We start from the raw sequence: 13,987 nt of genomic DNA on the forward strand, positions 1-13,987 counted from the left end.
ACTTCGTGGTGTGGCGAGCACCGATTCCGACTGGAAGAGCGACCTGCGTCAGCGCGGCTACCGGCTGACGCCGCAGCGACAGCTTGTCCTCGAAGCCGTCGACACCCTGGAACACGCGACCCCCGACGACATCCTCTGCGAAGTGCGCAAGACGGCGTCGGGGGTCAACATCTCCACGGTCTACCGCACCCTGGAGCTCCTGGAGGAGCTGGGCCTGGTCAGCCACGCCCACCTCGGGCACGGCGCGCCGACCTACCACCTCGCGGACCGGCACCACCACATCCACCTGGTCTGCCGGGACTGCACGGACGTCATCGAGGCCGACACCGAGATCGCCGCGGAGTTCACCGACAAACTGCGGAAGACCTTCGGCTTCGACACCGACCTCAAGCACTTCGCGATCTTCGGGCAGTGCGGGAAGTGCAAGGGCTCGGACACGGAGTAGGGGCTCGGAATAAGCGCGGGCGCGGGCTGGTCGTAGTCTTTGTGAACATGAAGAGCCCCCTGTTGTCCCTGCCCGGCGCCGTCCCCGCCGAGGGCGTGGACGAAGGCGTCGCCGCCCACTACGGCGAACTGTTCCGCGAGCAGCGCGCCCTCGCCGACGGCACCGGCTTCGTCGACCTCTCGCACCGCGGCGTGGTCACCGTCACCGGATCCGACCGGCTGAGCTGGCTGCACCTGCTGCTCACCCAGCACCTCACCGAGCTGCCCGCGGGCCAGGCCACCGAAGCGCTGATCCTCTCCGCCAACGGCCACATCGAGCACCACCTCTCCCTCGTCGACGACGGCGAGACCGTCTGGGCGCACGTCGAGCCCGGCACGCAGGACGCCCTCATCGCGTACCTGGAGAGCATGAAGTTCTTCTACCGCGTCGAGGTCGCCGACCGCACCGACGACATCGCCGTCGTGCACCTGCCCGCCGGTTCCATCGCGCCGGTCCCGGACGGCGTCGTCGTACGCGAGACCGCGCACGGCCGCGACCTGTTCCTGCCGCGCACCGACCTGGAGGCGTACGCGGAGGGGAACGGCCCCGCCGCGGGCCTCCTCGCGTACGAGGCGCTCCGCGTGGAGACCCACCGCCCGCGCCTCGGTTTCGAGACCGACCACCGCACCATCCCGCACGAGCTGGGCTGGATCGGCTCCGCGGTGCACCTGCAGAAGGGCTGCTACCGCGGCCAGGAGACCGTCGCCCGCGTCCAGAACCTGGGGAAGCCGCCGCGCCGCCTGGTATTCCTGCACCTGGACGGCAGCGAGGTGCACCTGCCCGCGGCGGGGACGCCGCTGCACCTCGCGAGCGAGGGCGTCGAGGGACGCAAGCTCGGGTTCATCACCACGGCCGTACGCCACCACGAGCTCGGGCCGATCGCGCTGGGCCTGGTCAAGCGCAACGTGCCGCTGGACGCGGGGCTCGTGGCGGGGGACACCGCCGCGGCCCAGGAAGTGGTCGTGGAGCCGTAGGGCCTCAGGGTTTGCGGCGGGGTCACATCTCGAGCAGCACCGTGAACGGGCCGTCGTTCGTCAGGCCCACTCGCATCTGCGCCCCGAAGCGGCCCGTAGCGACCGTCGCCCCCAGGGCGCGGAGCTGCGACACCACCTCGTCGACCAGGGGCTCGGCCACGGGTCCAGGGGCCGCCGCGTTCCAGGTGGGGCGGCGGCCCTTCCGTGCGTCGCCGTAGAGCGTGAACTGGCTGATGACCAGGAGCGGCGCGTCGATGTCGCTGCACGACTTCTCGTCGGACAGCATGCGCACCGACCACAGTTTGCGGGCCAGTTGGGCGGCCTTCTCCTTGGTGTCGTCGTGCGTGACGCCCACCAGGACGCACAGGCCCTCGCCGTTGATCTCGCCCACCGTCTCGCCGTCGACGACCACACTCGCTCCGTCGACCCTCTGCACCACTGCTCGCATACGGCCATCATGCCGTGCCGCACGAGGCGCCCGGGACGGGCCCGCGATCCCCCCATCCGGGGCCGATTCCGGGCACTCGGCCACATAGCGGCCACTCGGGGTGGCACGATGCTCACACGCGGTGCACCGCGTCGGCCGGTCGAGGGGACGGGTAGAGCCAGATGATGAGCACATCGAGTACGGGGCAGACACCGGGGCGCATCTCGCTGCGGCGCACGCAGAGCGCGCGGCCGCCGGCGCAGCGCACGGGGAGTCGGCTGCTGCCCGAGGTGCCCCAGCACGACCTGGCCGCGCTCCGTCTGCCGGAGCTCCGTGAGCTGCGCAGGTCCGCGCAGCAGGACGAGGCCGACCTCAGCTATGTGCGGCGGCTGCTGCAGGGGCGCATCGACATCCTGCGCGCCGAGATCGCACGCCGCGGGACGCCCGGCTCGCCGGACTCACCGGCGCCGGCTCCGGAGTCGACGGTCGTGGACCGGCTCGCGGAGATCCTGAAGGACGCCCCGGCCCGCCACCGCTCCTCCGCCCGGCACGTCACGCTCGGCACGCCGCTCGGCGAGGAGTCCCGCCTGCTGGCCACGGAGATGCTCGCCGACGTCGAACTCTCCGACCTGGCGGCACGCACCGACGACGAACTGGACGCGGCCATGGGCCGCCTCGTCCGCTACGAACAGCAGGTGTCCCGGCGCAGACAGGGTCTGCAGCGCACGGCGGACGACTGCTCGGCGGAGATCGCGCGGCGGTATCGAGTGGGCGAGGCGCAGGTCGACGACCTGCTGCTGTGAGCGGTCGGCCCGTGGCGCGGGCGGCTGACGCTTCCGTGGCGGGCGATGGCTGACGCGTCAGTGCCGCGGGATTCGGCGCTCGGGCTCGGGTGGGGGAGGAGCGGACGGGCGCCGGCACGGTGTCCGACGCCCGGTTCCGCATGTCCGGGCGGCCAGCCACAGCCCCCGGACCTGTTCTGAGCCCCGGCCCTCCGTAGCAAATGGACCGGGGCCCAGCCCCCCATACGACTGATCGGACTCCCGGCTCCCCTCCGGATGGGAGCCCGGTCAGCCGGGCCTTGTGCGGTCGGGTCTCGTGCGGTCGGGCGGGGTCAGCCCGACTGGGCGAGGAGCAGGACGAGCAGGCCCGCTCCGACGCCGCTGAGCTTGACGTTCTTGGCCTTGATTCCGATGGTCAGCAGGACGAAGGCGACGATGCCGAGCGGTCCGTACTTCCACTGGATGAGCTGCTCGAAGGCGATGGCGAGGGCGGCGACGGCGATGGCGATGAGCGGCATGACGTTCCCCCATATCGGGCTGGTGGCCAACCCCGGAGGGGTCTGACCAGGTCGCCGAAGTTGGCTACCAACTTCAACTGACTTATCTCCGCTGGGAGTCGACTCATAACCACCTTTCCTGCAACTCCCCTAAGATGGCGCGAAGTTGTACTGTTTGGTTGTGAGCACCGAACACGCCGCCGTCAACGGGCGCAAGCGAGCGCAGCGGAGCCACCGAGAGGTTGCCGACGTGCTGCGCGACCGGATCAGAACCGGGTCGCTGCGGCCCGGCCAGCGCATGCCGACGCAGGCCGAGCTGGCCGACGAGTTCGGCGTGGAACGGGGAGCCGTGCGGGAAGCGCTGCGCATCCTGCACCGTGAGCATCTGCTGTCCAACGTGTCCAAGGGGAGCCCCGCCACGGTCGCGGACGCCGCGGAGCGTGCTTCGGCCGGTCCCGGCGAGGTGCGGCCGCAGCCCACGATGGTCGGCCTCGCCCCGCGGATCGCCGCCGCCTTCGACGTGCCGCACGTGGAGATAGACGCCCTCTGTCTCACGTCCATCTCGCTCACCATGGCCATCGGTGAACCGCTGCGCCAGATCCACGCGGGACGGCGTAAACCGGCCAAGGTCGACGTCCGGGTGCTGCTGCCCAGCCGCGACATCGACCTCGCCTTCCCCGCGCCGGTCGACGGCGGGGACCTCCAGGGCGACCGGGTCCACCGCCGCTGGCTCGACCAGCGCAACGCGCAGGGGCAGGTGTTGCGCCACAACCTCCTCGCGCTGCGGTCGTCGCACGGCATCGACGTATCGGTGCAGTTCCGCGCGCTGCCGTTCACGCCGCCCGTGAAGCTGTACCTGATCAACGGCACGGAGGCGCTCTTCGCCTACTACACGCTCACCAAGCGGGACGAGGAGATCGGCAAGGAGTCCCTGGAGATGTACGACGCGCAGGGCACGCAGTCGATGCTCTTCCCGTTCAAGGAGGGGGACGGGTTGCGGGACACGACGTTCGTGGAACAGTCCCATCTGTGGTTCAACGCCCTCTGGAACACGATCAGTCAGGACTTGGAGCTGGCGGCGGGCTGAGCGTCCCGGGGCCCTCGCGGGGCCCGCGAGGGGTGATGCCGACCGCCGGCTCCGCCGGATCAGCCGGCCGGACCCGTCACCATCAGGGCGAGGACGACGGCTCCGATGGAACTGCAGGTGGCGTTCTTCGCCTTGACGCCCACGGTCAGCAGAAGGAGGCCGACGATGCCCATCGGTCCGTACTTCCACTGCACGAGCTGTTCCAGGGCGACAGCGACCACGGCTGCGAGGAGGGCTATGGCGGGCATGGTGGTTCCTCCTTCTGCCATCTTGAGCCAGTTGGCAACCAACTCTGTTTGAGTTGTCCCCACTTGGCGAGATCTCCAAAACAACTTCCCTGCAACTCCCCAGAGATGGCGGTCAGTTGTATCGTCTGGTCGTGACCCAGGAGAACGTGGCAGTGAACGGCAGAAGCAGAAGAAGACTCACCCCACAGGACATCGCCGACACCCTCCGCGACCGCATCCGGGCGGGCGAACTCAAGGCGGGCGAACGCCTGCCGACCCAGGCGGAACTCGCCGGGGAGTTCGGCGTCGAACGAGGCGCCGTACGCCAGGCGATGAAGAAGCTCCAGGCCGAGGGCCTGCTGTCCAACGTGAGCAAGGGCAGCCCGCCCCGGGTGGCCCAGTCGGCGCCGCCCCCCGTGGGCAAGGAACCCCAGCCGTCCATGGTCGCCCTGGCCCCGAGGCTCGCGGCGGCCTTCGCCGAGCCGCACGTGCGGATCGACGTCGTCTCGTACACCGCGGAGACGCTGATGATCGCGCTCGGAGAGCCGGTGCGACTCATCCACGAGGGTCGCCTGCGCCCCCAGTCGATCACCGCGCGGATCCTCCTGCCGAGCAGCGACATCGAGCTGGCGTTCCCCGTGCCGATGGAGGGCGGCGACGAGGGCCGGGAACGCCTCCACCAGCGCTGGCACGCCCAGCGCAACGCCCAGGGCCAGGTCCTCCGCCACAACCTGCGCGCCCTGCGCGCCTCCCACGGAATCGACGTCGACGTCACGTTCCGCGCGCTGCCGTTCACGACGCCGGTGAAGCTCTATCTGCTGAACGGGCGGGAGGCGTTGTTGGCGTATTACACGTTGGCGCCCACGTCCGTGGAACTGGAGGCGCCCGACGGGGCGAACGAGGTGATGGACATCTGGGACGCGGGAGGCATCAAGGCCCCGGTCTTCTCCTTCGAGAAAGCCGCGGACACCTCTCGCGACACGGTCTTCGTCCAGGAGTCGCAGAACTGGTTCGACGCCCTCTGGGAAACGATCACTTCCGACCTGACACTCTCTTAAATGACATCTGATTCGACGCAGTCCGACGCGACGCCGACCGAATCGGCGGCGGATGAGACCGAACGTCTTCGGGACGTGGTCGCTCCCATCCGCTTCGTGCTCTTCGACTTCGACGGACCCATCTGCCGCCTCTTCGCCGGACGCCCGGCGGCGGACGTGGCGCGGGACCTGGTCCAGTGGTTGAAGGAGCGAGGGCTGCGCGGCCTGCTCACCGCCGAGGAGAAGCAGCAGCCCGACCCCTACGTCGTACTGCGCGCCGTCCACCGCCGTCACCCCCGCAGTGACCTGGTCGTCGAGCTGGAGCGGTGGCTCACCCGTCAGGAGCTGAACGCCGTGACGACGGCCATGCCGACCGCGTACGTCGACCCGCTGATCCGCACCTGGTCGGCGGTCGGCGCCCGGCTCGCGGTGACGACGAACAACGCGCCCTGCGCGGTGGGCAGGTACCTGGAGCGGCGCGGCATCCTGGAATGCTTCGCGCCCCACATATACGGCCGCACCCAGGACCTCAGCCGGCTCAAGCCCGACCCGGACTGCGTGGAGAGGGCCCTGCGCGCCTTGGGGGCGGATCCGCGGGCGACCTTGATGATCGGTGACGCGCCGTCCGACTACGCGGCGGCACGGCAGGCAGGCGTGCGCTTCCTCGGGTACGCGCGCAACGACCGCAAGGCGCGCCTGCTGCGCGAGGCGGGCGCGGGACACCTGGTCGACTCTCTCGAACGTCTCTCCAGGGTTGTATACGCCATCGGGGACATGAAGGCGCCGTAAAGCAGCAGGCCGAACAAGCAAGCGCCACGCCGACGTCCACTATGTGGCATGTGGCAGGAACGGTTCCGTGATCCGGATACCCTCTGCGCTCATGCCGTCCCCTCCGCCTCGCACCCCCCACGAGGCGCCGAAGACCGGGCTCCGCGAGACGTGGATCCGACGCCTCGCCGAACTGCACCGGGAGCACCCGAAGCGCCAGGTCGTGGCCGGTCACCACAACATCAACCACGTCGTGCCGCTCGGCTGGTCCCTCGCCGTGCTGCTGGGCACGATGCCGTTCCGTGCGCGGGTCAAGTGCCGGATGCCGCGCGAGACGGTGGAAGTGGTGCCCCGCATCTGGCCGAGCGAGCCCGAACTGCTCGCGGTGGTCAGCCGCCATCTGAAGGAAGTCCCGCGCTGCCTGCGGGACTTCGGCGACTGGTCGCTGCACTCCTACCGGGCCGGCCAGGCACTCTCCGACCTCGTGCCGGAAGGCTCCATCGGGGAGCCGTTGATGCGCTCCTTCGCGGAGTTCTTCGCACGTGCCGCGGCCGTACCCGAGGACGAACTCCCGCCCCGCCCACGCGGATGGCCCGAGTCGGGCCGGTCCGAGGAGTTCCTCCAGTGGCTCGTCGACTTCACCGAGCACCGGGTGCACGCCCCGAACCGCCGGCGCTTCGACTCCCTCTTCTCGGCGGTCGGGGTACGCCCCGACGCCCTGGCCGCCTTCCGTGACGACCCGGAGCGCCCGCGGCTGACACCGCGCCCCTTCTGCCTCCTCCACACCGACGTGCACCGCGCGAACGTCGTGGTCGACCGCAAGCAACTGGCGGTGATCGACTGGGAGCTGGCCATGTACGGCGACCCCCTGCACGACCTCGCCGTCCACGTCGTCCGCATGGACTACGAGAAGGACGAACAGACCCGGGTCAAGGAACTGTGGGCCGAGGCGATGGAACGAGCGGGCCACGCCGACATGACGGCCGGGATGACCGTCGACCTCCCCGTCTACCTGGACTTCGAGTACGCCCAGTCGGTCTTCCCCGACATCATGCGAGCCGCCCTCGACCTGACGGCCCTGCCCGGCGCCCCGGACCTGGCCGACTACGCGGGCGCGGCGGCACGTGTGTGCCGGGCGGTGCGCCGGGCGGCGGAACCACTGAAGCTGGTCTCGGTGCCGGATGAGGGAGTTGCCGAGAAGGCTCTTCGGGAGTGGTACGAGGGGCCGTTCGGCGGGGCATGACCGACGTGGCGGCATGCGCCGGACAACTCCCGTGACGCGAGGGGAGTCCGATGGCTGTGAGAGGTCGTGGTTCGGGGCGGGAGCGCTGGGCCGATGCGGAGAGCGCCCTGACCAAGGCGCTGCTGCTCGGCGTGTTCGTCCTCGGCCTTGTCGCCCAGTTCGTGGGGCCGGTGGGGGACGCGCTGGAGGGCAAGGCCTTCGTGGGCGGTTCCATCGTCAGCCTGGTCGGTTACGTGCTCTACAACGAGGTGCGCGAGCTGAACCGCAGGACGCGTCCCGAGGCCGGTTCCGAGATACGCACGGCGGAGCTGAGCGAGCACATCGAGCGTGTGGTGGGAGACCGAAGGGCGCGGCGGGTCCGGATAGACGCCATCGGCTACACGGGGGAGACCGTCAAGACGCCGGTCACGCGGTGCCTCGAAGCCCTGGAGGAGGGGGCCCGGCGCAGCGTGCGGGTGCGCATCCTCGTACCGGACTTCACCGTTCCGATGGCGATACCGGGGACGCTGGACGCGCGGGGCAGAGCGGTCGACGACCCCGCGTACCGCGCGTATCAGCTGGACCGGGTGCGGTGGAACGTGCGCGAGTTCGGGGGAGTGACCCGCACTCTGCGAGGGTCCCGCCGGGCCGACATGGACGTGCAGTTCCGCATGTTGCGCATCACGCCCCTCCTGAAGTTCTGCCTGATCAACGGCGACGAACTGTTCGACGGCATCTACGACAAGGTGGTGCAGGAGTCCGCTCCCGTGCCGCCGGAGCGGCAGATCCTCGACCTCAAGGGCTATCAGGCCGTGCTGACCCACTGGCGTGCCGAGTCGGGGGCCGCCGGGCGGGAGAAGGTCGCCCAGCGGCAGGACCTCTTCGACACGCTGTGGCGGCTGTCCTCGCCGCTGCCCGACGCGAGCGGCGCCTGAGGCCCCCCGTGCGCCGGCCGCGGTCCGGTCACGCGTAGCGCGTGAGGCCCGTGCGTAGGTCGGTGAATGCCGTGTTCGCCGACCTCACCGCCTCCGGTTCGATCTCGGCCACGGGCTCGCCCGCCGCGACGCGGCGCCAGTTGTCCTCCGCCAGGACGCGGTGGACGGCGATGATCTGGGCCGCGGCCAGGCGGGCGGCCAGGGGGGTGCCGCCGTGGGCGTCGCGGAGGGCCGTGGCCAGGGCCTGTTCGGAGCGGTTCTGGTAGCCGTGGAGGCGGGCGACCAGGGACGGGGTGCCGTAGAGGAGGCGGTGGAAGGCCAGGACTCCTTCGGCGTCGTTGAGGCCCGTGACCGGGTCGTGGCGGTCCAGGCCGGCCAGGAAGTGGCGGTGCAGGGCGTCGAGCGCGGTGAGTCCGGCGGGCCGGGCGGCGACCGTGCGGGCCGCTTCGTCCTCGTGGTCGGCGAAGCGGTGGAGGACCAGGTCCTCCTTCGAGTCGAAGTAGCGGAACAGGGTCGGCTTGGAGACCTCCGCTGCCGCCGCCACCTCCGCCACCGACACCTTCTCGAACCCCTTCTCCAGGAAGAGGGCGATCGCCGTCTCGGAGATCTCCTCGAAGCGGCGCTGCTTCTTGCGGGCGCGGAGACCGGGCTGCTGGATCTCGGCTGCGCTCGCGCTCACGCTCGCGTTCGCGCTCTCGGTGGCTGGGGGCATGGGCCGAGTGTAGCCGGTGGGTGAGACGCGGTCATGAAGGTGCCTTGGTTACGAATTTAACTCGGTTACATTATTCTGGCCCCATGACGACACCACCCACCGACGCCCTCGCCCAGGAACGCCGCCACCACGACGCCTGTCGCGCCGCCCTGGCCCGCATGGTCGAGGGTGCCGAGGAGCGGGTCGTCGGAGGGGCGGACGTGTCCGCGTCCGGTGCCGACGCCGAAGTGCTCGGGTACGAGTTCCGCAGCCACGCCAAAGCCATGCGCGAGCTCCCGCGGGCCCCGCTGTTCTTCGGGCGGCTCGACTTCGCCGGCGAGGAGGACGCCGGGGCCGGCGACCACCGCGGGCAGCGCTACTACGTCGGGCGGCTGCGCGTCAGCGAGCACCCCTCCGCCCCGCCCCTCGTCGTCGACTGGCGCGCCCCCGTCTCCCGCGCCTTCTACCAGGCAGGCGCCCGGAACCCGCAGGGCGTCGCCGTCCGGCGGCGGTTCGGCTGGGCGCCCGGCAGCAAAGGGGACTCCGCCGACCTCACCGGGATGGAGGACGAGCCCCTGGGGGAGGGGAAGAGGGACGGGGGCGGGGAGCGGAGCAGGGACTGCCTGGCCGGGACGGGCAGCCGCATTCTCGCCGGGGAGATCGAGCGGCCCCGCGTCGGCCCCATGCGCGACATCGCCGCCACCATCCAGCCCGAACAGGACGACCTCGTACGGGGCGAACTCGCCGCATCCGTCTGCGTGCAGGGCGCGCCCGGCACCGGCAAGACCGCCGTCGGGCTGCACCGCGCCGCCTACCTCCTCTACACGCACCCCCACCGCGTCCAGCGCTCCGGACTGCTCATCCTCGGCCCCAACCGCACCTTCCTCCGCTACATCGCCGAGGTGCTCCCCTCCCTCGGGGAGACCGGCGTACGGCAGTCCACGGTGGCTGACGAGATCGGCGGACGGCATCCGGTCCGCGCCCACGACGACGAGGCCGCCGCCGTCGTCAAACACGACGCCCGGATGGCGGAGGTGCTGCGCCGTGCGCTGTACGCGCGGGTCGCCGCCCCGCACGCGGACGGCGAGGTCGCCGTGGCCGACGGGGCGTACCGGTGGCGGGTTCCGGTCGGCGAGTTGGAGCGGATCGTGGCGACGGTGAGGAGTGAGGAGCCGCCGTACGCCGTCGGGCGCGAGCGGGTGCGCAGCCGCGTCGTGCGGGCCGTTCAGGAGCGGGCCGAGCGGCGGGCGGGGCCGCAGAACAACGCGTGGGTGCAGAAGGTGGGGCGGGCCGGGGCCGTCAAAGGGTTCCTCGACGCGGTCTGGCCACGCGTGCGGGCGGACGAGGTGCTCACGGAGGTGCTGGGGGACGCGGAGGCGCTCGCCGCGGCGGCCGACGGAATCCTCACGGACGCGGAACAGCGGGCGATCCTGTGGGCCAGGCCGCCCCGCTCCCACAAGTCCGCGAAGTGGAGCGCCGCCGACCTGGTGCTGCTCGACGAGGTCGAGGGGCTCCTCGAACGGCCCGCCGGGTACGGGCACATCGTCGTCGACGAGGCGCAGGACCTCTCCCCCATGGAGTGCCGGGTCATCGCGCGCCGCTCGGACTTCGGCTCGCTGACGGTGCTCGGCGACCTCGCCCAGGCCACCACGCCGTGGGCGGCGCGGAGTTGGGCGGAAGTGCTGACGCACCTGGGCAAGCCGGATGCCGTGGTGACGCCGCTGACCACCGGGTTCCGGGTGCCGCGTGCCGTCGTCGGGCTCGCCAACGAACTGCTCGGACGGCTCGACGTGGACGTACCGCCCGCCCGTTCGCTGCGCGGGGACGGCGAGCTGCGGGTGCGGGAGGTCGCGGACGTGGCGGCAGCAGTGGTGCGGGCGGTGCGCGAGGCGCTCGGTCGGGAGGGGTCGATCGGGGTCATCGCCGCCGACCACGCCGTCGAGCGGCTGCGTACGGCACTGGACGCGGCCGGCATCGGCAGCGCGGGCCCCGACGAGCTGGGCGCGCGCGTCACCGTGCTCCCGGCGTCCGTCGCCAAGGGCCTGGAGTACGACCACGTCGTCGCCGCCGAACCCGCGGACATCGCGGAGGCCGAGGCGCGCGGGCTCCACCGTCTGTACGTGGTGCTGACCCGCGCCGTGTCACGTCTCGACGTACTGCACAGCAGACCGCTGCCGTGGTCCGCCGGAGAGGCCTGCGGTGCCTGCGGTGCCTGAGTGCCTGAGGTGTCCTGAGAGGCCTCAGCGTTCCAGGACCGCCTCCATGACCGCCTTCGCGATCGGCGCGCCCAGCTTGCCGCCCGCGATCTCCGAGCGCGGGATGTCCATGTTGGAGGGGTCCACGAACACGGCGACGGCGACGGGCGACTCGCCCTCGCTGTTCTTCGCGTACGAGACGAACCACGCGAAGGGACGCTCGTCGTTGACATCGGCGCCGTGCTGGGCCGTGCCGGTCTTGCCGCCGACCGTGACGCCGTCGATCCGCGCCTTGTTCGCGGTGCCGTTCTCGACGGTGTTCTCCATCATTTCCTGGACGGTCCTCGCGGTCTTCTCGGATACGGCCTGGTTCAGCTCGTGCGGCTCGCCCTTCTCGATCGTCGAGAGGTCGGGCCCGCGCAACTCCTCGACCAGGTACGGCTTCATGACCTTCCCGTCGTTGGCGAGGCCCGCCGTCACCATCGCCATCTGCAGCGGCGTGCTGGTCAGGCTGCCCTGCCCCATGCCGGTCAGCGCGGTCTGCGGCTTGTCGAGCTTCTCCGGATAGCTGCTGGCGACGGCACGTACGGGAATGAACTGCTCGTCGTTGAACCCGAACTTCTCCGCCGTCTCCCGCATCTTGTCCTTGCCGAGCTTGTCCGCGAGGTCGAGGAAGACGTTGTTGCAGGACCACTGCATGCCGGTCTTCACGGAGACCTTGTCGCAGTTGGAGTCCGGCACGTCGTTGCCGATGCGGGTGGAGCTGAGGGGGAGTTTGTACGGGGTCTCCGCACCGGTCGGCTTGTCGATGTCCGTCACGACGCCGTGCTCCAGGGCGGCGGCCGCGGTGAGGATCTTGAAGGTGGAGCCGGGCGGGTAGATCTCGCGCAGCGCGCGGTTGCTCAGCGGCTTGTCCTTGCGGTCGCCGAGCGCCTTGAACTTCTTGCCCTCGGCGAGCGAGATGCCGGAGAAGGACGAGGGGTCGTACGACGGGGTGCTGGCCATCGCGAGCACCTTGCCGCTGCGCGGGTCCAGGGCGACCACCGCACCCTTGGCGTTCAGGTTCACCAGGCCTTCGTAGGCCGCTTTCTGCGCCTTGGGGTCGATGGTCGTGATGACGTCGCCGCCCTGCTGCTTCTTGCCGGTCAGCATGTCGAGGGTGCGCTTGATGAAGAGCCGGTCGTCGTTGCCGCTGAGGACGCCGTTGTGCACGCCCTCCAGGAACGTGGCGCCCTGGGCCTGCGAGAAGTAGCCCGTCACCGGCGCGTACATCGGGCCCTCCTTGAAGACCCGCTTGAACTTGAAGTCGGACCCGGGGGTCTCCTTCGAGCCGGTGACGGACTTGCCGCCGACGATGATGTCGCCCCGGGGGTGGGAGAACGCCTCGATCTGCACGCGGCGGTTCTTCTTGTCGTTCGCGAGGTCGTCGTTCTGCGCGAACTGCACCCAGTTCGCCCGCAGGAGCAGGGCGAGAGTGAGGATCCCGCAGAAGACGGCTATGTGCCGCAGCGGACGGTTCATGGGTGGCTCCCCCGGTGCCGACGACGAATCGTTCCCGCCCATCCTCGCCGCTGCGACGGAGAAACGGGGGGAAACCCGGCGATGGATCACCGGGTGATCCATCGCCGGTCTGCCGCCGGTCACCGTCTGCCGCCGAACTACCGACTGTCGCCGCGCAGCACCTCGACCACGCTCGCGTAGCTGTCGCCGCCGTGGCCCGCCGCGGCCGCGCGCTCCATCGTCGACTTCAGGAGCTCGGGCAGCGCGTTGTCGATGCCGCGCGCCTCCGCGGCGTGGATGAGATGACCGATCGCCGCGATCTGTACGTCGACGGTCGCGTCGTCGCCCGGATAGCGCCCGGCGTCCACCTGCGGCGCGTACGTCGTCACGAACCCGGAGACCGCGCCGTTCAGCCAGCGCAGCGCCACCCGCGTGAAAGCGGCGGCCGACGTCCCCTGCGAGGTGACCAGCGCGGTGCCGTGCAGCCAGCCCGTGAACGCGGCCCACATCAGGCCGAGCAGCGCGGAGTCGTAGAGCGAGGCGAGGCCCGGCTCCGTGCCGAGGTGGAGCGGGTCGCCGAGCGTGGCGAGAGTGGCGCGGTGCGCCTCGAAGACCGACTCCGAGCCGCTGTAGAGGAACATCATCTCGGGGCTGCCGACGCCCGGCGGGGTCGTCATGATGCCGCCGTCGAGATACCCGGCGCCGTGCGAAGCGGCCCACCGCGCCATCTCCTCGGCCTGCTCCGGCGCACCCGAGGTGAGGTTGACCAGGGACTTCCCGGCGAGTCCGCCGGTCGCGGCGAGGGGGTCGAGCACGGCGTGCAGGGCGTCGTAGTCGAGTACGCAGGCGAGTACGAGGTCGCTCGCCGCGACGGCGTCCTCCGGGGTGGCGGCCACCTGCGCGCCCCGGTCGGCCAGGGGCTTCGCCTTCTCCGGGGAGCGGTTCCATACGGTGGTGGGGTGACCGGCGTCCAGGAGGGCGGCGGCGAGGGCGGAGCCCATGAGACCGAGGCCGATGACGGTGACGGGGACGGAGACGGGGACCGTGACGGGGGTGGCGTTCTCATTGGAGTCGCTGGTGGCGTTCATGGGGTCCACGCTCGCAGCGGGCGGCCGCCGTCGACAGTGACAGCGGTGACGGTGATCACCAAATTCCTGCCAG

Annotated in this window: 15 protein-coding genes; 9 read left to right on the forward strand and 6 right to left on the reverse strand. The window is 70.8% G+C overall.

What is annotated here, in order from left to right; genetic code table 11:
* The first annotated feature begins 10 nt into the window (after nucleotides 1-10).
* Together DEJ48_RS21155 and DEJ48_RS21160 are read left to right on the forward strand one after the other, a co-directional pair.
* Nucleotides 11-445 (forward strand): Fur family transcriptional regulator, encoded by a 435-nt coding sequence (locus DEJ48_RS21155; RefSeq protein ID WP_150217686.1) that lies wholly within the window; start codon nucleotides 11-13, stop codon nucleotides 443-445.
* Between the two features lie 47 nt (nucleotides 446-492).
* Complete coding sequence (locus DEJ48_RS21160; protein WP_150217687.1) at nucleotides 493-1,458, forward strand: YgfZ/GcvT domain-containing protein; 966 nt, start codon at nucleotides 493-495, stop codon at nucleotides 1,456-1,458.
* A gap of 22 nt (nucleotides 1,459-1,480) precedes the next feature.
* Here DEJ48_RS21160 and dtd read toward each other — a convergent pair whose 3' ends face one another.
* Nucleotides 1,481-1,906, reverse strand: coding sequence for a D-aminoacyl-tRNA deacylase (dtd, locus tag DEJ48_RS21165; protein WP_150217688.1), 426 nt, complete (start codon nucleotides 1,904-1,906; stop codon nucleotides 1,481-1,483).
* A gap of 164 nt (nucleotides 1,907-2,070) precedes the next feature.
* On the opposite strand from dtd, the gene DEJ48_RS21170 reads away from it, so the two are divergent.
* A complete protein-coding gene (locus DEJ48_RS21170) occupies nucleotides 2,071-2,688 on the forward strand; it encodes an ABC transporter substrate-binding protein (RefSeq protein WP_150217689.1) in 618 nt (205 codons plus the stop codon).
* A gap of 311 nt (nucleotides 2,689-2,999) precedes the next feature.
* Here the strand turns inward: DEJ48_RS21170 and DEJ48_RS21175 are convergent, their stop codons facing one another.
* Nucleotides 3,000-3,185, reverse strand: a complete 186-nt coding sequence (locus tag DEJ48_RS21175; protein ID WP_150217690.1) for a hypothetical protein — start codon at nucleotides 3,183-3,185, stop codon at nucleotides 3,000-3,002.
* A gap of 154 nt (nucleotides 3,186-3,339) precedes the next feature.
* Here DEJ48_RS21175 and DEJ48_RS21180 point away from each other — a divergent pair, with 154 nt between their 5' ends.
* Entirely contained in the window at nucleotides 3,340-4,251 is a 912-nt protein-coding gene (locus tag DEJ48_RS21180) for a winged helix-turn-helix domain-containing protein (RefSeq protein ID WP_150217691.1), read from the forward strand.
* Between the two features lie 59 nt (nucleotides 4,252-4,310).
* Here DEJ48_RS21180 and DEJ48_RS21185 read toward each other — a convergent pair whose 3' ends face one another.
* Nucleotides 4,311-4,499 carry a hypothetical protein gene (locus tag DEJ48_RS21185; RefSeq protein WP_150217692.1) on the reverse strand — a complete coding sequence of 63 codons (189 nt, stop codon included), beginning with the start codon at nucleotides 4,497-4,499 and terminating at the stop codon, nucleotides 4,311-4,313.
* Nucleotides 4,500-4,624: 125 nt separating this feature from the next.
* Here DEJ48_RS21185 and DEJ48_RS21190 point away from each other — a divergent pair, with 125 nt between their 5' ends.
* From DEJ48_RS21190 to DEJ48_RS21205, 4 genes are all read left to right on the forward strand, one after another.
* Entirely contained in the window at nucleotides 4,625-5,536 is a 912-nt protein-coding gene (locus DEJ48_RS21190) for a winged helix-turn-helix domain-containing protein (protein ID WP_150221289.1), read from the forward strand.
* Complete coding sequence (locus tag DEJ48_RS21195) at nucleotides 5,537-6,304, forward strand: HAD family hydrolase (RefSeq protein WP_150217693.1); 768 nt, start codon at nucleotides 5,537-5,539, stop codon at nucleotides 6,302-6,304.
* Between the two features lie 91 nt (nucleotides 6,305-6,395).
* Nucleotides 6,396-7,526 carry a phosphotransferase family protein gene (locus tag DEJ48_RS21200; RefSeq protein ID WP_150217694.1) on the forward strand — a complete coding sequence of 377 codons (1,131 nt, stop codon included), beginning with the start codon at nucleotides 6,396-6,398 and terminating at the stop codon, nucleotides 7,524-7,526.
* Nucleotides 7,527-7,576: 50 nt separating this feature from the next.
* Nucleotides 7,577-8,440 (forward strand): hypothetical protein, encoded by an 864-nt coding sequence (locus DEJ48_RS21205; protein WP_150217695.1) that lies wholly within the window; start codon nucleotides 7,577-7,579, stop codon nucleotides 8,438-8,440.
* A 28-nt stretch (nucleotides 8,441-8,468) separates the two neighbouring features.
* On the opposite strand, the gene DEJ48_RS21210 is transcribed toward DEJ48_RS21205, so the two are convergent.
* Nucleotides 8,469-9,152, reverse strand: coding sequence for a TetR/AcrR family transcriptional regulator (locus DEJ48_RS21210; RefSeq protein ID WP_190537505.1), 684 nt, complete (start codon nucleotides 9,150-9,152; stop codon nucleotides 8,469-8,471).
* Nucleotides 9,153-9,235: 83 nt separating this feature from the next.
* Between DEJ48_RS21210 and DEJ48_RS21215 the strand changes: the two genes are divergently transcribed.
* Entirely contained in the window at nucleotides 9,236-11,347 is a 2,112-nt protein-coding gene (locus tag DEJ48_RS21215; protein ID WP_150217696.1) for a HelD family protein, read from the forward strand.
* Nucleotides 11,348-11,371: 24 nt separating this feature from the next.
* Here the strand turns inward: DEJ48_RS21215 and DEJ48_RS21220 are convergent, their stop codons facing one another.
* The gene (locus DEJ48_RS21220) at nucleotides 11,372-12,847 is read right to left on the reverse strand and encodes a peptidoglycan D,D-transpeptidase FtsI family protein (protein WP_150217697.1); all 1,476 of its coding nucleotides are present in this window, start codon (nucleotides 12,845-12,847) and stop codon (nucleotides 11,372-11,374) included.
* 137 nt (nucleotides 12,848-12,984) lie between these two features.
* Nucleotides 12,985-13,914 carry an NAD(P)-dependent oxidoreductase gene (locus DEJ48_RS21225; protein ID WP_150217698.1) on the reverse strand — a complete coding sequence of 310 codons (930 nt, stop codon included), beginning with the start codon at nucleotides 13,912-13,914 and terminating at the stop codon, nucleotides 12,985-12,987.
* Between the last annotated feature and the right edge of the window lie 73 nt (nucleotides 13,915-13,987).

The sequence above is a fragment of the Streptomyces venezuelae genome, from assembly GCF_008642315.1.
Lineage (GTDB): Bacteria > Actinomycetota > Actinomycetes > Streptomycetales > Streptomycetaceae > Streptomyces > Streptomyces venezuelae_D.